The organism is Noviherbaspirillum denitrificans, assembly GCF_002211445.1.
Taxonomy (GTDB): Bacteria; Pseudomonadota; Gammaproteobacteria; order Burkholderiales; family Burkholderiaceae_D; genus Noviherbaspirillum; species Noviherbaspirillum denitrificans.
Genome location: NZ_LSTO01000001.1, coordinates 4,067,935 through 4,086,906, shown reverse-complemented (window position 1 = coordinate 4,086,906; position 18,972 = coordinate 4,067,935). Strand labels below are relative to the sequence as shown.

The window sequence follows — 18,972 nt, the reverse complement described above, 5'->3', positions numbered from 1 at the left end:
ATGGGCCTGGCGACGGGCTCGCTTTCCACCGTCTCTAAAACCTCGAATAACTCAGGAACTTCGATACACCATGACCAAGCTTGCCGACATCGCACAGGAAATCGCCGGATTCAACCCGGATGCTTTGGAGGTCGGACAGGCGCAGGAGCTCATCCGCGCGTTTGTGGCACCGGTCGACGGCGACGAGAGGCAGACGCTCACGGCAGCGCTCGGGCGCGTGCTTGCGGAGGATGTCATTTCCCCCATCGATGTGCCGGCGCATGACAATTCCGCCATGGATGGCTTTGCCTTCCTTAGTAAAGCACTTGGCCACGAGGACGTCACGTTGAAAGTCACCGGGACCGCCTTTGCGGGGCATCCGTTCAGCGGGACGGTATCCGAGGGAGAGTGCGTGCGCATCATGACGGGTGCGGTCATGCCGGCAGGATGCGACACCGTGATCCCGATTGAACTCGTGAAGAACCTGACCGAGAGTACGGTGACGATCGCCGCTGGCAGCGCGAAGGCAGGTGACAATCGGCGATTGCAGGGCGAGGACCTGGCCGCCGGGACGCCTGCACTAAGGATGGGGAAAATCCTCCGTCCCGCCGACCTTGGTTTGCTCGCCTCGCTCGGTATCGGTGAGGTGCCCGTCAAGCGCCGCCTGCGCGTCGCCTTCTTTTCGACCGGCGACGAGCTACGCTCCATCGGCGAAGTGCTCGAGGAAGGCTGTATCTACGACAGCAACCGCTATACCGTCTACGGCATGCTCTCGCGCATGGGTTGCGAGGTGATCGACATGGGCGTCGTCCGCGATGATCCCGCCTCACTCGAATCGGCATTGCGCAGCGCGTGCGAAAGCGCCGACGCGATCGTGACCTCGGGCGGCGTGTCCGCCGGCGACGCCGACTACACCAAGGCGATGATGGAAAAACTCGGCGACGTCCACTTTTGGAAGCTGGCGATGCGGCCGGGACGACCGATGGCATTCGGGAGGATCACATCCAATGGCACGAGCGCCTTCTTGTTCGGCCTGCCCGGCAATCCGGTGGCGGCGATGGTCAGCTTCTATTTCTTTGCGCGCGAGGCGCTGCTGCGGATGATGGGCGCGCAGTCCGTGGCGTTGCCGCGCGTACGCGTCACCTTGCAATCGACGATCCGAAAGAAGCCCGGGCGCACGGAATACCAGCGCGGCATCCTGTCGCTGGACGCGGATGGAAAGCCGGAGGTGCGTGTCACCGGCTCGCAAGGTTCCGGCATCCTGCGCTCCATGTCGGAGGCGAACTGCATGATCGTCGTCCCGCATGCACAGGGCAATGTACATCCGGGCGAAGCTGTCGACGTCGTGCTGTTCGAGGGCCTGACCTAACTCTCCCCAAGATGGGAGAACGCCTCTTCCCTGCTCGCAAATAGCGCCGGATCCGTTTGGTGCCGCCGGAAGGCGGTGCCGAAATAGCTGCGCATGAAGGCACTGCTCGTATAGCGCGTCACTCGGCAGTAGAAGCGCTCTGTAAGGTCGTGCACCATGTCCACGTATGAGTCGAGCAAGTCCGGCGTGATTGAGAAATTGTCGTAGTTGACCACCGCCGGCACTTTCCGTCCCACCGGGTGGAGGATGCTCTCCACCTGGTCACGGATCGCTTCGATATCGGCCACGTTCTTCACCTCGAAACCCTCGAAGTTCACGAAGAACACATTACGCTTGGCGCTATAGGTCAACCTCTGCTCCAGAGGCAGGTAAAGGATGTCATTGCGCAGTCCCATCGGCCCAGGCCGGAAGATGCGCTCGTCCATCAGCCTGAGTTGCGGGCTGACTTCGGGACGGAAGCGCATCTGTCCGAGGATGTCGCGCTCGAGGTCGATGCCGGGCGCGATCTCGATCACTTCCAGTCCTTCGAGGATCAGGCGGAACACGCAGCGCTCGGTGATGTAGAGCACCGTCTGCGCCCGCTGCATCGCGTACTCGCCACTGAAGGTACGATGCTCGACCGCGTCGACGAACTTCTGCGCCGAGCCCTCGCGCCGGATGTGCAGCTTGCCGTGCGAGACCGCGACTTCAAGGTTACCCGCCGTGAAGGTGCCGACGAAGACAACCTTCTTTGCATTCTGGCTGATGTTGATGAAGCCGCCGGCACCTGCCAGGCGCGGGCCGAATTTGCTGACATTGAGGTTGCCATGCCTGTCGGCCTGCGCCAGGCCGAGGAAGGCCACGTCGAGCCCGCCACCATCGTAGAAATCGAACTGATACGGCTGGTCGATGATGGCATCCGCATTCGTCGCCGCACCGAAATTCAGTCCGCCCGCCGGAATCCCGCCCACCACGCCCGGCTCCGCAGTCAGCGTCACCAGGTCGAGCACCTTTTCCTCCGCCGCCACGCTGGCCACGCCTTCGGGCATGCCGATGCCGAGGTTGACCACGTTGTTCGGCTTGATCTCCAGCAGCGCACGGCGCGCGATGATCTTGCGTTCGCTCATTTCCATCGGCTGGATGGATGACATCGGCACACGCATCTCGCCGGCGAATGCCGGGCTGTAGGGTTCGATGAAGGTTTGCATGTGGTATTCGGGCTTTTCCGCAACCACCACGCAATCGACGAGGATGCCGGGAATCTTCACCTGCCGCGGATTCAGCGAACTGCTCTCTGCGATGCGTTCGACCTGCGCGATCACGATACCACCCGAATTGTGGGCAGCCATGGCGATGGCGAGCGCCTCCAGGGTCAGCGCCTCCTTTTCCATCGTCACATTGCCTTCGGGGTCCGCAGTCGTGCCGCGGATGACGCCGACATTGATCGGCAGCGCCTTGTAGAACAGGTATTCCTTCCCGCCGACCGTCAGCAACTCGACCAGGTCTTCGGTCGTCCTTTCGTTGATCTTGCCACCGCCATGGCGCGGGTCGACGAAGGTGCCGAGGCCGACGCTCGACAGCAGTCCCGGCTTGCCTGCTGCAATATCGCGGAACAGGTGGGTGATGACGCCTTGCGGCAGGTTGTAGGCTTCGATTTTGTTGGCGATCGCCAGTTGCTGCAGCTTGGGCACAAGGCCCCAGTGGCCACCGATGACACGCTTGATGAGCCCTTCATGTCCAAGATGGTTGAGGCCCTTTTCCTTGCCGTCGCCCTGTCCTGCCGCATACACGAGCGTCAGGTTCGACGGCGAGCCCTTGCCCAGCATTTCTTCCTCGCTCTCGAGGAAGCGCTTTTCAAGCGCGACGGCGATGTTTTCCGCGAAGCCGATACCGACGAAACCGCCGGTGGCAATGGTGTCGCCGTCATGGATCAGGCGTACCGCTTCAGCGGCAGTGACGATCTTGTTGCGATGGGACGGCCGGGAACCACCCGCCATGGGGTCGGGAATGCGATGCACCATGACTTCCTCCGTGAGTGAGCCTTGCACAAGCTGCGTGGCGGCAATTATGCCCGAAGCCGCGCTCCGGGATCATGCTCGGACTGGCAATCGGAGGATGCGTTGCGCGACGTCCGCGCGGGACGCAAACGCAATGACGACGGTCAAATGATGGCGGTCTTTTCAGCCGGCGTTCACACCGCTTCGGTGGAAGCCTTCGGCTCTTCGGCAACTTTCGGAGTCGCAAGTACCTTGTCGATGCGCTTGCCATCGAGGTCGACGATTTCGAAGGTCCAGTTTTCCCATTCGCAGATGTCCGCGGTTTGGGGCAGGCGTCCCAGCAGCAGCATGACCATGCCGCTCAGTGTGTTATAGCGGCCGCGCTCCTCTTCGGGCACAACCTTGAGGCCGAGGCGGTCCTTCAGTTCCGGCACCGGGATGAGGCCATCCAGCAACCAGGAGCCATCGTCGCGCTGCACTGCCCATGCGTCTTCCGCGCGGTGCGTCTTGAATTCGCCGGTGATCGCTTCCATCACATCCTGCAGCGTGACAATGCCCTGCACTTCGCCGTACTCGTCGATGATGAAGGCCAACTGCACGCCGGATGTCTTGAAGTTCTCGAGCAGTTCCATGCCGGTCAGCGATTCGGGCACGAACACTGCCGGCTGCAGGTGCTGCATGAGATTGGGCCTTTCGCCACGCAGGGATTGCGCCAGTAGCTGGCGCGCATTGGCCACGCCCAACACATCTTCCCAGCCGCCGCGCACGACGGGGAAGCGCGAATGGTCGCTTTCCTCGAAGCGCTTGAGGTTTTCTTCCAGCGGCTCGTTTACGTCGAAGTAGACCACGTCGCCGCGCGGCACCATCAGCGAGGCGATCTGCCGGTCGTCGAGGCGGAACACATTGCGCACCATCTGGTGCTCGTGCATTTCGATGACGCCGGCGCTGGATCCTTCGGCCAGCATCAGGTTGATTTCTTCCTGGGTGACGCTCGGCTCCATCCGTTCGCTGACGCCGAAGCTGCGCAACACCAGCTGTGTCGAGCCTGACAGCAAGCGGACAAACGGCTTGGTCAGTGTCGCCAGCCAAAGCATGGGACGCGCCACCAGGCGGGCGATCGCTTCCGGGCTGATCTGCCCGACGCGCTTGGGTACCAGCTCGCCGAGGACGATCGTGCAATAGGTAATGCTGACCACGACGAGGCCAGTGGCCGTGTACTCGGCCCATGGGCTGTCCACGCCGATACGGTGCAGCCAGACGGCAAAGGGATGCGCGAGCGTGGCCTCGCCAACGATACCGTTGAGCACGCCGATGGAGGTAATGCCGATCTGGACAGTGGAGAGGAACCGGTTCGGGTCCTCGCCCAGCTTGATGGCGGCCGCCGCGGCGGCATCGCCCTCCTCCGCCAGCTTCTGCAGCCTGACCTTGCGCGCCGTCACCAACGCAATTTCAGACATGGCGAACACGCCATTAAGAATGATCAAGCCGAGCAGTATCGCAATTTCCATGTTTTACGCAGCCCGTGAACCGGGAATGGGGTTGAAACAGTGAATCAAGCGAACACGTTATCACAAATGCAGCACACTACCCTCATTCGTCCCCCGCTTCAGGCGCGTCGGTGCCCAGCAGAAGCTGTGCCGTCTCGGACGGCAGCGCTTCGACGGACTTCAGCTTGCGCGACATCTGGCGCGTGCGTGTTTCGGCCTGCTCGATATTCCTGGCCGCGCGCTCCAGCGTGGTTCTCGTCGCAGCCAGCACATCGCCGAACTTGCCGAATTCGGTCTTGACCGCGCCGAGCACCTGCCACACTTCCGACGAGCGCTTTTCAAGCGCCAGTGTGCGGAAGCCCATTTGCAGGCTGTTGAGCAAGGCAGACAGGGTGGAGGGTCCTGCGATCGTGACCCGGCACTGGCGCTGCACGTCGTCGGCCAGCCCCGGGCGCCGCATGACCTCCGCATACAAGCCCTCCGTTGCCAGGAACAGGATCGCGAAATCCGTGGTCAGCGGCGGGGACAGATACTTCTCGGAGATTGTCTTGGCCTCCAGACGCACCGCGCGCTCGAGTTCGCGTCCCGCTGCCGCCACGCCTTCGCCGTCCGCGAGTTCGGCTGCCTCGGCAAGGCGTTCGTACTGCTCCTTGGGGAACTTGGCGTCGATCGGCATCCAGACCGGACGTTCGGAATCATCCTGTCCCGGCAGCCTGATGGCGAACTCGACGCGCTCGCCCGTACCCGGAACCGTCTCCACGTTCTTTGCGTACTGATCCGGTGTCAGCACCTGTTCAAGCAGCATTTCAAGCTGCACTTCGCCCCAGGTGCCGCGCGTCTTCACATTCGTGAGCACGCGCTTGAGGTCGCCCACGCCGATCGCAAGCTGTTGCATCTCGCCCAGTCCCTGGTGCACCTTTTCCAGGCGGTCGGAAACGAGCTTGAAGGATTCGCCGAGGCGCTGTTCCAGCGTGGCGTGCAGCTTCTCGTCGACGGTGCGGCGCATTTCCTCCAGACGCTTGCCGTTGTCTTCCTGCAGGTCGCGGATCTTCGCTTCCAGCGTGCCGCGCACTTCGGTCATGCGCTGCGCATTCGATTCGGTGAGCGTGCTCAATGCCTGGTTAAGCGTGTCGCCGAATCGCTTCAGCGCAATCGATTGTTCTTCCCTGCCTGCCTGTGCCTGTGTCGCAATGGCAAGCCGCATCGATTCAAGTTGCTGTGCATTGGCTTCATTCAGCTTCGCGAGCTGCTGGGCAAAGCTGTCGATCTGGTTGTTCTGGATGGTAGCGACACTCGTCAGTTGCGCGGCGAGTGCCTGCTGGAACTGTCCCAGGCTGCCGCTCAATTCCTGACGTGTTCCTCGCGCACTGGATTGCACTTCGGCACGCAGTTCCCGCTCGACACGTTCGCTGCCCTGTTGCAACTGGCGCTGCAGGTCTGCCTGCAGCATATGCAGTTGATCAGCGTTATCACCGCTGCGTCTGCGCAAGAGAATGACAAGCTGCAAGATGAACACTGCGCCAACAAGCAGCAGCGTGACGAGTTCGATGGTGGTCATGTTCCTCCCAGCTTTCCTGGAGAAATTGTTTTGGTGATCAAGTGCCGGACTCAGCCTGCCTGGTTCCGCATCCAGTCGGCGGTCTGATAGAAAGATTCCATCAGGCGCTGCTGCAATTCCTCGGGGATATCCGTGTCCTGCATGGCCCATGCCATGCAACGCAGCCATTGGTCCCGTTCATTCGATGCGATGGCATAAGGCAGGTGCCGCGCGCGCAGACGCGGATGGCCGAAACGTTCGATGTAGTGATCAGGGCCCCCCATCCAGCCGCAAAGAAACCAGAAGAGCTTGTCGCGCGAACCATCGGTCGCTGCGGGATGCATTGCGCGGATACCTGCGAACTCCGGTTCGAGTTCCATCAGGTCATAGAAACGATCGACAAGCGCGCGGAGTTTTTCTTCCCCTCCGACAAGCTCGAATGCCGTGTGTTGTGGTGTGTCGTCAGTGCTCATGGTGCGAATGATAGCGCATGCAATGTCCGCCAGGAATCACGTTGCCTGCGTGTCATTTATCGAGTGCATTGAGGCATATGCCGTGCATCGTTCGATGCATTCGCGCCAATACGCTGACAGGTGGAAATTCGAGGGGATTTTGATGCTGTTTCGTTGCGTGGTGGACTCGATACAACACCAAGTTTGACTCGGTGCAATCGCGTGTTTGAGCGGTCGCAAGCAAACACCAGTTAGCAAATTCCACAGTTTTTTAATGATTACTATTGCCTAAAAGGTAACAACAAAGCTCGCCTGAAAGACGACAGTTTTCAGTCGCAACGCGACAAAAAAACAGACCGGGGCAAGTGCATGTGTGGTTGTTACCCGAGTGCTGCGAAGCGACGCAGCGGGACGACAACACGAGAGCATATCGCAATCGTGCGTCGGCAGCTTGAACCAGGTGCCAGGACCACACGCAGAGAGCCCATGCGAGACTTGATCATCACAAATTCATCCCGGCTGGAATTCTCGATGCGCGTCATGGATGTCCTCGCGCTCGAAATTGCGGGAGGTCTTGCCGGCCTGATCCACTTCCAGGCGCCATTGAGCGAGACAGCGCCTATCCACACGGTACTGCTGCACGTCTGCAGCGCGCTCGCCTTTCTTCTCTTCCCTCAGCTCGAACTGTACGGATCGTGGCGCGGCCGTTCACTTGCCGACATGTTCATACGGCTTGCGGCGTCGTGGGCGCTGGTGCTTCTCGTTGGATTGTTCTTCAGCTTCCTCATCCACCACGTTGGGCACGTGTCGCGCATGTGGATGTTCTACTGGTATGCGATCGGTGTCACGATGCTGGCCGTCTACCGCATCGGGGTTTATTACGGCTTGCGCTACCTGCGCACTAAAGGGCTGAACAACAAGCGCGTGCTGCTCGTGGGCTACGGAAGTACCGGCCAGGAAATGCATCGCCGCGCCCTGCAGCAGGAATGGACCGGCTACGACGTCAAGGCGATCTATGCGGAAGGCGAGGATGCGGCAAAAATCGAAGATCCCTCTATCGCGCGCGTCAACAGCCTGCAGGAGATCCACGACTACGTCGTGCGCAACCACATCCATGAAATCTGGATCACGCTGCCACTGATGGCATCGCCACGCCTGCAGGAAGTGAGGTACCTGCTGCGCAACACCCTGGTCGACATTCGCTGGGTGCCCGACATCCTCGGCCTGCAGATGCTGAGCAACAAGATGGGCAATTTCCTTGGCCTCCCGGTGGTGGACCTGAACCAGCCTGTCTCGAGCGGCGTGAACGGCATCATCAAGGACATCTTCGACAAGGCCTTCGCCATCGTCGCGTTGGTCCTGCTGGCGCCGCTGTTCCTTGTGCTCGCCATTCTCATCAAGCTCTCGTCACCTGGACCGGTGTTCTTCAAGCAGCCGCGCCTTGGCCTCAACGGCCGGCAGTTCAACGTCTACAAGTTCCGTTCGATGAAAGTGCACCAGGAGGCCGGCAATGTGACGCAGGCGACGCGCAATGATCCGCGCGTCACGCCGATCGGTGCATTCATTCGACGCACCAGCCTGGACGAGCTGCCGCAGTTTATCAACGTGCTGCTGGGCGACATGTCCGTCGTCGGCCCGCGCCCGCACGCGCTCCAGCACAACGAGATGTACAAGGACCTGCTGGAGACGTACATGCTGCGCCACCGCGTGAAACCCGGAATCACCGGTTGGGCGCAGATCCACGGCTATCGCGGCGAGACCGACACCGTCGACAAGATGGCCAAACGCGTCCAGTTCGACCTGCACTACATCCAGAACTGGTCACTGTGGATGGACATGCGAATCATCCTCTGGACTGCTTTCAAGGGCTGGACCGGAAACAACGCTTACTGAGCCGGGCCGATCAGCGGCCCCCCTGCGCGAGAAACGCCACCGGCGCCGCGAATCCGCACCGGGCGAACTTGCTTTCTTAAACGAAGAACCCAGAGAAGAAAACCATGCGCAAGAAAATCACCAAAGCTGTTTTCCCGGTTGCCGGCCTCGGCACCCGCTTCCTGCCCGCGACCAAGGCCAGCCCGAAGGAAATGCTTTCGATCGTCGACAAGCCGCTTATCCAGTACGCGGTCGAGGAAGCCGTTGCCGCCGGCATTACGGAAATGATCTTCGTCACCGGACGCAACAAGCGCGCCATCGAGGACCATTTCGACAAGGCATACGAGCTGGAAGCAGAACTGGAAGCGCGCAACAAGTCGGAGCTGCTGAACGTCATCCGCAGCATCAAGCCCGACAACGTCGAATGCTTCTACGTGCGCCAGGCGGAAGCGCTCGGCCTGGGCCATGCGGTGCTGTGTGCCGAGCGGCTGGTCAACGGCGAGCCGTTCGCCGTGATGCTAGCCGACGATTTGCTCGACGGCGAGACGCCGGTCATGCAGCAGATGACAGAGCTGTACGAGCAGTATGGCTGTAGCGTCATCGGCGTTGAAAACATCGCGCGCGAACAGAGCCGCTCCTATGGCGTTATTTCTGGCACAAGCTATGCCGAACGCCTCATCAAGCTGAACGGTATTGTCGAAAAGCCGGCGTCTGAAAAGGCGCCGTCCACCCTCGGTGTCGTCGGCCGTTATGTCCTGACACCGGCGATCTTCAAGCATCTGCGCGAACTCCAACCCGGTACCGGCGGAGAAATCCAGCTGACGGACGGCATCGCCTCGCTGCTTGCGCAAGAAACCGTCCTCGCCTACCAGTTCGAAGGCATCCGTTACGACTGCGGAAGCAAGCTCGGCTACCTGCAGGCGACCGTGCAGTTCGCATTGCGTCATCCGGAGGTACGCGAGGAATTCCGCTCTTTCCTGCAAAACCTGCCTTTCAGCCAACCACGCCTTCCGCGCCAGTCGGCGGCCTTGCCGCATGTCCCGGCGGAACCCGTCGCCCTTGCGAGCTGAGTCATGAACATGAAGGATTTCGAGACCAGGCATGTCCCCGCTTCAGGTAGCGAAACAACAGCGGGATCGAACAGGAAGGTGGCATTGATTACCGGCGTAAGCGGCCAGGACGGCGCCTACCTCGCCGAGTTCCTGCTCGGGAAAGGCTACATCGTGCATGGACTGAAGCGCCGCACTTCGCGCTTCAACACCGAGCGTATCGACCATTTATATCAGGGACCGCAGGAAGACGAGCGGCGCTTCATCCTGTACCACGGCGACATGACCGACTCGGCGTCGATCATGCGCATCATCCAGGAAACGCAACCGGACGAAATCTACAACCTCGCCGCGCAAAGCCATGTCGCGGTGTCGTTCGACGAGCCGGAATACACCGCCAATTCCGATGCGCTCGGGCCGCTGCGCATCCTGGAAACGGTACGGCGCCTCGGCCTGGCCGGCAAGACACGCTTCTACCAGGCATCGACTGCCGAAATGTTCGGCCAGTCGCGGGCACTGCCGCAGTCGGAAGACACGCCCTTCCGACCATGCAGTCCATACGCGATCGCCAAGCTGTATGCCTATTGGATCACGGTCAACTACCGCGAAGCCTACGGCATGTACACCTGCAATGGGATCCTCTTCAACCATGAGTCACCTCTGCGCGGCGAGACCTTCGTCACGCGCAAGATCACACGTGGTCTGGCGCGCATCGTGCTCGACCACCAGGACTGCATCTACCTCGGCAATCTCGATGCACGCCGCGACTGGGGCCATGCCCGCGACTACGTCGAGATGATGTGGCGCATGTTGCAGCAGGATCGGCCGGAGGATTTCGTCATTGCCACCGGCATCGAGCGCAGCGTGCGCGACTTCGTCAATGCAGCGGCGAACGAGCTCGGCATGACGCTGCAGTGGGACGGCCACGGCGTGGAAGAAACGGCGACAGTCGTCGATCCAGGTCCGCAAGACAACGTGAAGGAAGGACAGGTGATCGTCCGCGTCGACCCGCGCTATTTCCGGCCGACGGATATCGATTGCATGGTCGGCGACGCCGGCAAGGCAAGGCAAAAGCTCGGATGGGAACCGAAGGTGCCGTTCGAGGAACTGGTGCGCGAAATGGTCCGGTGCGACCTGGATGCGGCGGCGCGCGACCAGGTGTTCCAGCAGCACGACTGTGCCCCGCACACGTACCACGACTGACCCGCCATCGCAAGCGCACCGTTATCCAGAGAGGACGCATATGAAAGACAAGCTGAACAAACGCATCTATGTGGCCGGCCACCGCGGCCTGGTCGGATCCGCCATCGTTCGTGCATTGCGAAAGCGCGACAATACGAATATCGTGACGCGCACCCATGCCGAGCTGGAACTCACGGATCAGCAGCAGGTGCGCAATTTCTTCGCGTCGGAGCAAATCGACGAGGTGTACCTGGCGGCAGCGCGCGTCGGCGGCATCCATGCGAACAATACCTATCCGGCGGAGTTCATCCACGACAACCTGATGGTGCAGTCCAACGTGATCCACGAAGCGTGGCGCGCCGGCGTGAAGAAGCTGCTGTTCCTTGGCTCCTCCTGCATCTATCCTCGCCTCGCCGAACAGCCTATCCGCGAGGAATACCTGATGAGCGGCGCGCTGGAACCGACCAACGAACCGTATGCGATCGCCAAGATCGCCGGCATCAAGATGTGCGAGAGCTACAACCGTCAATACGGCACCGATTACCGCAGCGTGATGCCGACCAACCTGTACGGTCCGGGCGACAACTACCATCCGGAGAACAGCCACGTCATCCCCGCCCTCATCCGCCGCTTCCACGAGGCAAAACTAAGCAGCGCGAACAAGGTGGTCATCTGGGGGACCGGCACGCCGCGTCGTGAATTCCTGTACGTCGACGACATGGCCGATGCCTGCGTGCACGTCATGGGACTCGACCGGTCCGTTTATGAATCGCATACGACACCCATGTTGTCCCATATCAATGTAGGCACAGGCGAGGACGTCACAATCAAGGAAGTTGCCGAAATCATAAGGAAGGTAGTTGGTTTCGGCGGCGACATCGAATTCGATGCGAGCAAGCCGGACGGCACGCCGCGCAAGCTGATGAACACCGCCAAGCTGACTTCGCTGGGATGGCGCCCGGGTATGCGCCTCGGCGAAGGCATCAAGGAGACCTACGCGTGTTTCCAGGCGGAGTACAAGGCCTGACGCTTTGTTCGATCCCTTCGATTGGCGCCGCCGGACACCAGTGGCGCAGTCCGCTGTCTGAATACGGGAGAGGCATCGCGCGTCACGACGCGTATGCCGGCGTAACGATGCGCCGGCACCCTTCCCGGTCAGCTTCCCGTGCCGGCCCCCACAGTTATTTTCTTCGAGCAAAGCCATGACGCCTGCCCTGACACCTGCCGAAGTTACCACCAACCTGCTGGCTGCCCTGTTCCTGATCCCAATCGTCTTCGGATTCGTGATCAAGGCGCCACAGCTCGTCGCGTTGGGATTCATCGGCGTGCTGTTTTCATTCTCCGATTCCAACTGGGGCCAGCTGACGACCGAGACGACGATCTATTCGCGCGGCTCGGGCATGTTCTATTTTTCGCTGCTGAACATGGTGCTGCTGACCGCCGGATTTGCCGTGCTGCTCAGGCGCCTGACCAATCCGCTGGCGCCCCACCTAGCGCCGCCGATGACCAAATATTTTGCCGCCTTCGTCTTCCTCATTGCCGGACACGTGATCGTCGGCCTGATGGAAGGCATCGAGCTCAACGTCATCCTCGGCAACAGCGGCATCTTCAACATCATCAACATGATGGTGTTCATGTTCCTCGTCATCATGGCCTTCGACAGCGAAAAGGATACGCGCACACTGTTGTGGACCATCGTCGTGGTTGCCGCCATTCGCGGTGTGTTCGGTGCGGTCCGTTACTTTGTGTTCGACGGCGACACCGCCAATCCTTACCGCAACTTCGAAGGCCTGAACATCAAGATTTTCTACTTCGACATCAGCGACAACTTCGTGGCGTCGCTGGGCGCATTCTGCGCGGCCTGGCTGCTCACTGCGCCGGAGTCGAAACCGTCCTGGTTCCGCCGCGCGATCCTGTTCGGTTTCCTGGTGCTCGAGATTGCCGCCGTCGCGCTGTCCTTCCGGCGTTCCTCGCTGATCGGCCTCGGGTTGATGTTTGCCTTCCTCTTCCTGCGGTTGCCGGGCAAGCGCAAGTTCCTATTCGCCATTCTTGCCGGGGCGCTGCTGGCAGTGGTTGCTTCGGTCTTCTTCGAACACCGCCTGCAGTTCAACAACAATCAAAGCCTGTTCTCGTCGCTGATCTACGACATCACTCCCGAACGCGGTATCCGCGATGGCCGCTTCTATGAACTCTATGCCGCCGCGCAAAGCATGGAGGGCAACTGGATCTTCGGGCGCGGCACATGGGGTACCTTCAGCGGCGACTATGACCGCCTCTCCTACCACGGCAGCGACTTCGGCTTCGTGCACAGCGGATTCGGTCATGTACTTCTCAAGTCCGGCATCGTCGGCCTGTTGGCCTTCTGCGGATTGCTGGCGGCATACATCGCCTTCTACCTGCGAAACCGGCGAAGCTTGTACGGCGAGGCAAGGCTGCTGGCCGATGCCGGCTTCGCGGGATTCCTGTTCTGGATACCCACCTTGCTGGTCGGCACGCCGATCATCGAGTTCCGCACCATGCTCTTGCTCGGCCTGACGCTGGCCATGCCCTTCATCGCAGTGGGCGTGCGCAATGTCCAGGTCCGCCAGGCACTCTACGGCCAGAACTATGCTGTTGCGTAACTCGCTCTGGAACCTGAGCGGTTCCGCCGTTCCCATGGTCGTCGCGCTGGCGACAGTGCCGTTGCTCATCGGCGCGCTCGGCGTCGAAGGCTTCGGCATCGTGACCATGGTCAGCTCGGTAATCGGCTATTTCGGCGTGCTCGACATCAACCTGACTTCCGGCGCGATAAAGTACCTGGCCGAGCATCATGCGTCGGGTGACCGGCGGCGATTTGCCGAGACCTTCTGGTTCGGTGCGATGTTCTACGGCGCGCTCGGACTGCTTGGCGCAACCGGGATCTATTTTGCGTCGGACTTGCTGGTGGGTCGTTTCTTCGAAGTGTCGCCGGAGATGCGCGACGCAACACATACCGCCTTTCAGCTCGGCGCACTTGGCTTTGCCCTGACGCAGACGCAAAGTTACCTGCTGGTCGTGCCGCAGGCGCTGCAGCGCTACGACCGCTCGGCGCAAAGTGAAGCCTTTTTCGGCGTCGTCGTCAACCTCGCCTCGGTCGCGGCGGCGCTAGCGGGTACCGGCATCGTCGGCGTCATCATCGCGCGCCTCTCCGTTTCCGCGGCGAACATCGTTTACCTTGTCTGGATGATCCACAGCTTCCGCCTCGGAATGTCCCCCTGCAAGCCGGGCAAGGATGTGCGGGCGGCGCTCACTTCCTTCAGCGCCTACGCCTACCTGAGCAAGATTGCGTCCACGCTGCACCAGCATGCGGATAAGCTGATCGTCGGTGCCATTGCAGGCCCGGTCGCCTTGACCTTCTATACGGTGCCGGTCACACTTGCCGGCCGCATCCTCGGCCTGACCTACCGCCTGTCGAGCGTCATCTATCCACGTGCTTCCGCACTGGCCGGCGCGGGCCGGATTGCGGAATTGCATCCGGTGTACCTCGGCGTGATGCGCTACGTCACCTATATCAACCTCGCGGCACTGGGCATCATCGTGCTGGCGGGCGACGAATTCCTGCGGCGCTGGGTAGGCGCGGAATTCGTGCAGCAAGGCTATCCGGTGCTGGTGCTCATGACGCTGGCGCTTCTGGCCGATTCGCTGACCAACATCCCGTCGCTGGTCAACGACGCGCTCGGACATCCGCGCGTGACCGGCCGCTTCGCACTGGCCAACGGTCTCGGCGGCGTCGCGATGGTCTACCTTGGCACATCGATCGGCGGCATCGTCGGTGCGGCTGCCGGCCACCTCTTGTCCTCCCTGGTGCTGGGCGTCAGTTTCCTGCTGTTCGTGCATGGCCGGACGGTGCCCATCGCTTTTGGAGAAACAATGCGCCAGGGCTTCGGGCGCAGCCTCTGGGTTGGCTTCCTGGTCATCTGCGTCCTGCTGCCGGTGAAGTGGCTGGTGCCCGCCGGCCTGTTCGGGACCGTCGCTGTCGTGTCGGCAGCTGTCCTGTCCCTGGGGCTGGCCGGGTTGTTCTTCATCGTCGGCGTCGACGAACGCAACGCGGTGATGGCGATGGCACGCCGACTGCGGCCATAAGGAAACAAGGCATGCGCATACTCATCGTCAGCGAAGACATTCCATTCCCGAACATGGGCGGCCTCGCCAAGCACGCGCTCAACCTCGCGCGCGCGCTGGTGCGCGCCGGACACGAAGTCGACGTGCTCGGCTGCGACGAACATCCGATCGACGTGTGCGGCGAGGAAGGCAAGTTCGGCGGCCGCTTCATTGGCGAGCTGAACGGGCACCATGCCGGCTGGAAGGAAATCAGCTTCGGCATGTTCATGCCGCCGAAGCGGCCATCGATCGCGCGCAACTTCGCGCGCATCATCATGCGGCACGCCCGCAACTACGACGTCGTGCATTACCACGGACATATCCCGAACGTCGCGCGCTACCTGCCGGCGGACATCAATTTCGTGCAAACGCGGCACGACCAGGGCGGCGATTGCTTCCGACATACCCGCTTCCGCGACGGCGCGATCTGCGACTCGATCGATCCGGCGGAATGCGCGAAATGCATCCACGCCACGCCCAATGTGCTGCAGCGCGCGGTGTCGAAGGCTGCAGTCGTCCGTTTCCGGCGCGAGGTGGCGGAGAGCTTCCGCGCCCACAAGACGGTCTTCGTATCCGACCTGTTGGCGCGCAATTTTGCGCGTTGCGCGGGACCGGGTCCCTGGGGAACGACGGTGCACAACTTCGTGGATCGGTCCGCGCTGGAGGAAATTCGCTATGCCGCCTCGCTCATGCCCGAGCGCGAGGGCTTCCATGTTTTCATCGCGGCCAAGCTCTATCCTGCCAAGGGCGTCGAACAATTCCTGCACGCACTCGCGCCGCGCCTTCCGCAGAACATGCACGTGACCATTGCCGGCGACGGGCCTGACGAAAAGCGAATGCGCGAGCGCTTCGCTGGCGACCGCATCGAATTCCTCGGCTGGTGCGATCCCGCCAAGACGCTGAAACTGGCATCGATGGCGAATGCCATCGTCGTTCCTTCCGTATGGGAGGAACCGTGCGCGACCACCGTGCTGGAAGGCCTCTTTCTCGGCAAACCGACCTTCGCGCTACGGCGTGGCGGCACACCGGAACTGGCGGTATACCAGTCGGAGCCGGGGCAGCTGCGCCTGCATGACGACATGGAGTCGCTGGTTTCCGACCTCGTCGCATTCGATCCAGGCAAGCGCTTCGGCTTCGCGCCTGAAGGGCTCGGCTGCGCGGGGACCGCCGCCCGACGTCTCGTTGAAATCTATCGCGCCCCTCCGGGCAATCCACTCAGGTAACAGCCATGGCACTCACGATTTCCGTCATCACTTGCACCTGGAACAGCGAACGCTATCTTCCGGAATCCATCGCCTCGGTCCTCGCGCAGGACCATCCGAACATCGAATACATCTTCGTCGACGGCGGCTCGACCGACGGCACGCTGGAGCAGATCCGCGCGCTGCAGCGTCCCTACCGCCTGCTGGAGAACGTGCGCGGCGGCGTCAGCCGCGCAATGAATGAGGGCCTGCGCGCCGCCACCGGCGACGTCATCGCCTACCTGCACTCCGACGACTATTACCTCTACCCGGACGTGCTGTCGCGCGTCGCCCGCCAGCTGGAGTCGAGCGGACGCAGCTGGTTGTTCGGCCGCACGATGGCGCTGATTGACGGCCAGCTCCATCCGGACAATTACGTCGCGCCGCGCTTCAGCTACGCCAGCCTGCTGCGCGGGAACTACATTCCCCACCCGGCAACCTTCGTGCGCCGCGACCTGATGCTGAAAGCCGGGGGCTTCAGCACCTCGCTCAAGTACGCGATGGACTACGACCTCTGGCTCAAGCTCGCGAGGATCGGCCCGCCGGTGCAACTGGACGAACCGCTCGCCGCGTTCCGCGAACACGAGGGCAGCCTGTCGAGCTCGTCCCGTACGCGGCTTGCGGCCATGGCCGAAGACTTTCGTGTCAGGCTTTCCTATGCCGGCAGCAATCCGCTTGCGCTCCTCGGTCACTATGCCCGCTACTTCGTGCGCCGCCGGCGTGTCACCCACGCGAAAGGACATGCATGAGGAAACCCGACGTCTCCCTCATTCTGGCCACCGTAGGCCGTACCGATGAGCTTGGCCGCCTGTTCGATTCGCTTGCGGCGCAGACCTTTTCGCGTTTCGAGGTTATCGTGGTCGACCAGAACAGCGACGACCGCCTGCTGCCGCATCTCGAGCGCGCGCGCTACCTTGGCATGACCGTGCGTCACCTGAAGCACAGCCCGCCCAACCTCGCCAACGCGCGCAATGCCGGTATCGAGGCCGCACGCGGCAAGTGGATAGGTTTTCCGGACGATGACTGCTGGTATGCGCCACGCCTTCTGGAACGCGTCGTGGCACGCTTTTCCCGCAGCGACAAGCCGAGTGGCGTCATCGTGCGCTGGGTCGAACAGGACGAGCAACCGGCAACAGCCGCCGAGCTTTCCTGGGAACGTTCGCGCGCCTTTCGGGATATCCCGGTCAGCTCGATCACGCTGTTCTGCCATCGCCAGCTATTCAAGTCGATCGGCGGATTCGACGGACGGCTCGGTGTCGGCCAGTGGTTCGGTGCCGGCGAGGAAACCGATCTCGCCTTGCGCGCCCTGCGCGCGGGGGCGCGCATCACCTATGAACCGCTCGGCGAAGTCCACCACGCGGTCAACCCTGGCAAGCCGCAAGCCGATGCCGCCACTTGCGCGGCAGTGCGCCACCGGGCGCGCGGCACGGGCGCCCTGTACGCGAAGCATCGACTGCCCGGCTGGGTCATCCTGCGCGGTCTTGCCGCGCCGATGCTGCGGCCGCTGCTGAAGGGATCGTTCGGCGACGAGCTTGCGTTGGGCTATGCGACATTGCGCGGCCGACTCGACGGATTCTTCGCATGGAAAAAGAAGCATGCGGACAGTTCGTTGCCGCCCGGAGCCGTCAATTCGCCGCTCAAGGAGATATGAGACCGTGAAGGTCGCATTCGGTCGATAACAATTGTTACAAAACTGCATCGCCGACTGTCCCGACCTTTGATCTAGGACGGAATGCAGAGATACCCAGCATTCACAATCTCTGCAGCAGCATCCGACTCCCACCAACAAGGGACTGCCGTCTTGCGTGCCTGCCGGCAGGTCCTGAACCGAAACGATGATCGAACGGACAAACAAGAAACGCCATCTCGCCCCCGTCATGCCACTGCGGCCGCGTGCGGACAGGACACAAGGTATGCCGATGCTACGTATTGCCCTCGTCACGAACCACCCGCCGCCGTTCCGGATTCCCATCTACAACGAGATCGCGCGTGCACCTGACGTGACGCTCCACGCGATCTTCTGCAGCCCGCGCGAACCGAACCGCCAGTGGGACCTGCCGCCGATGCGCTTCAGCCACTCCTTCCTGAAGGAGCGATTCGTCCAGCGCGGCTCCAACTTCATCCACAACAACCCGGATGTGCTGCGCACGCTGAAGCGCATGCAGCCGGATGTCATCATCACTACCGGCTTCAATCCGACCCATCTGTATGCATTCGGCTTCGCGCAGGTATGCGGCATTCCGCACGTTCCGATGACCGATGGCACCGATGTATCGGAACAAGTGCTGTCCGGCCTGCACAAGACGATCCGCCGCCTGGTCTATGCGCGCTCGCAAGCCTTCATCGCGGCCAGCCATGGCGGGCTGCGGCTCTATGAAAACTACGGCATCGATGCCGCGCGGTGCTTCCAGTCCTGCCTGTGTGCGGACAACGATGCCTTTTTCGCGCACAGCGCGGACAAGCGCTATGACCTGGTCTTTTGCGGCCGTATCGTCCAGGAAAAGAATCCGCTCTTCACGCTCGAGGTCGCCGAATCCGCCGCGCGCCGCCTCGGCCGTCGCGTCACAGTGCTTTACGTCGGCAATGGTGAACAGGAAGATGAAGTACGGGCGGCAGCCGCACGCCGCAGCGAATGGGTGGAGGCCCATTTCAACGGACATGCCTCTCAGCAGGAACTGCCCGCGCTGTACGCGTCGGCCCGTATCTTCA

General features: G+C 61.7%; 15 protein-coding genes. 11 read left to right on the top strand and 4 right to left on the bottom strand.

Annotation, left to right across the window (positions count from 1 at the left end; translation table 11 throughout):
* Positions 1-70 precede the first annotated feature (70 nt).
* Positions 71-1,348: a molybdopterin molybdotransferase MoeA gene (gene moeA / locus AYR66_RS19770; protein ID WP_088708920.1), complete on the top strand. Its 1,278-nt coding sequence runs from the start codon at positions 71-73 to the stop codon at positions 1,346-1,348.
* Here moeA and AYR66_RS19765 read toward each other — a convergent pair.
* The 4 genes from AYR66_RS19765 to AYR66_RS19750 all read right to left on the bottom strand — a co-directional run bounded on the left by AYR66_RS19765 (position 1,345) and on the right by AYR66_RS19750 (position 6,821).
* Entirely contained in the window at positions 1,345-3,348 is a 2,004-nt protein-coding gene (locus AYR66_RS19765) for an acyl CoA:acetate/3-ketoacid CoA transferase (protein WP_234814950.1), read from the bottom strand. The genes moeA and AYR66_RS19765 overlap by 4 nt on opposite strands.
* Positions 3,349-3,518: 170 nt before the next feature.
* Positions 3,519-4,832: a hemolysin family protein gene (locus tag AYR66_RS19760; RefSeq protein ID WP_088708919.1), complete on the bottom strand. Its 1,314-nt coding sequence runs from the start codon at positions 4,830-4,832 to the stop codon at positions 3,519-3,521.
* Positions 4,833-4,914: 82 nt separating this feature from the next.
* Positions 4,915-6,369, bottom strand: a complete 1,455-nt coding sequence (locus AYR66_RS19755) for a DNA recombination protein RmuC (RefSeq protein ID WP_170942215.1) — start codon at positions 6,367-6,369, stop codon at positions 4,915-4,917.
* A 50-nt stretch (positions 6,370-6,419) separates the two neighbouring features.
* The gene (locus AYR66_RS19750) at positions 6,420-6,821 is read right to left on the bottom strand and encodes a group II truncated hemoglobin (protein WP_088708918.1); all 402 of its coding nucleotides are present in this window, start codon (positions 6,819-6,821) and stop codon (positions 6,420-6,422) included.
* Between the two features lie 465 nt (positions 6,822-7,286).
* Between AYR66_RS19750 and AYR66_RS19745 the strand changes: the two genes are divergently transcribed.
* From AYR66_RS19745 to AYR66_RS19700, 10 genes are all read left to right on the top strand, one after another.
* On the top strand, positions 7,287-8,693 hold the full coding sequence (locus AYR66_RS19745) for an undecaprenyl-phosphate glucose phosphotransferase (protein ID WP_088708917.1): 1,407 nt from the start codon (positions 7,287-7,289) through the stop codon (positions 8,691-8,693).
* A gap of 104 nt (positions 8,694-8,797) precedes the next feature.
* On the top strand, positions 8,798-9,742 hold the full coding sequence (gene galU / locus AYR66_RS19740; RefSeq protein WP_088708916.1) for a UTP--glucose-1-phosphate uridylyltransferase GalU: 945 nt from the start codon (positions 8,798-8,800) through the stop codon (positions 9,740-9,742).
* A gap of 9 nt (positions 9,743-9,751) precedes the next feature.
* Positions 9,752-10,924 (top strand): GDP-mannose 4,6-dehydratase, encoded by a 1,173-nt coding sequence (gene gmd, locus AYR66_RS19735; RefSeq protein WP_088709950.1) that lies wholly within the window; start codon positions 9,752-9,754, stop codon positions 10,922-10,924.
* 40 nt (positions 10,925-10,964) lie between these two features.
* A complete protein-coding gene (fcl, locus tag AYR66_RS19730) occupies positions 10,965-11,930 on the top strand; it encodes a GDP-L-fucose synthase (RefSeq protein ID WP_088708915.1) in 966 nt (321 codons plus the stop codon).
* A 175-nt stretch (positions 11,931-12,105) separates the two neighbouring features.
* Entirely contained in the window at positions 12,106-13,524 is a 1,419-nt protein-coding gene (locus tag AYR66_RS19725; RefSeq protein WP_088708914.1) for an O-antigen ligase family protein, read from the top strand.
* Positions 13,511-15,004 carry an oligosaccharide flippase family protein gene (locus AYR66_RS19720; RefSeq protein ID WP_170942214.1) on the top strand — a complete coding sequence of 498 codons (1,494 nt, stop codon included), beginning with the start codon at positions 13,511-13,513 and terminating at the stop codon, positions 15,002-15,004. Before AYR66_RS19725 ends, AYR66_RS19720 begins: the two co-directional genes overlap by 14 nt.
* A gap of 11 nt (positions 15,005-15,015) precedes the next feature.
* Positions 15,016-16,245, top strand: a complete 1,230-nt coding sequence (locus AYR66_RS19715) for a glycosyltransferase family 4 protein (RefSeq protein ID WP_088708912.1) — start codon at positions 15,016-15,018, stop codon at positions 16,243-16,245.
* Between the two features lie 5 nt (positions 16,246-16,250).
* Entirely contained in the window at positions 16,251-17,012 is a 762-nt protein-coding gene (locus AYR66_RS19710; RefSeq protein ID WP_088708911.1) for a glycosyltransferase family 2 protein, read from the top strand.
* Complete coding sequence (locus tag AYR66_RS19705; protein WP_088708910.1) at positions 17,009-17,914, top strand: glycosyltransferase family 2 protein; 906 nt, start codon at positions 17,009-17,011, stop codon at positions 17,912-17,914. The genes AYR66_RS19710 and AYR66_RS19705 overlap by 4 nt, the downstream gene beginning before the upstream one ends.
* 262 nt (positions 17,915-18,176) lie before the next feature.
* A partial coding sequence (locus AYR66_RS19700) for a glycosyltransferase (RefSeq protein ID WP_234814949.1) occupies positions 18,177-18,972 on the top strand: 796 nt, incomplete at its 3' end.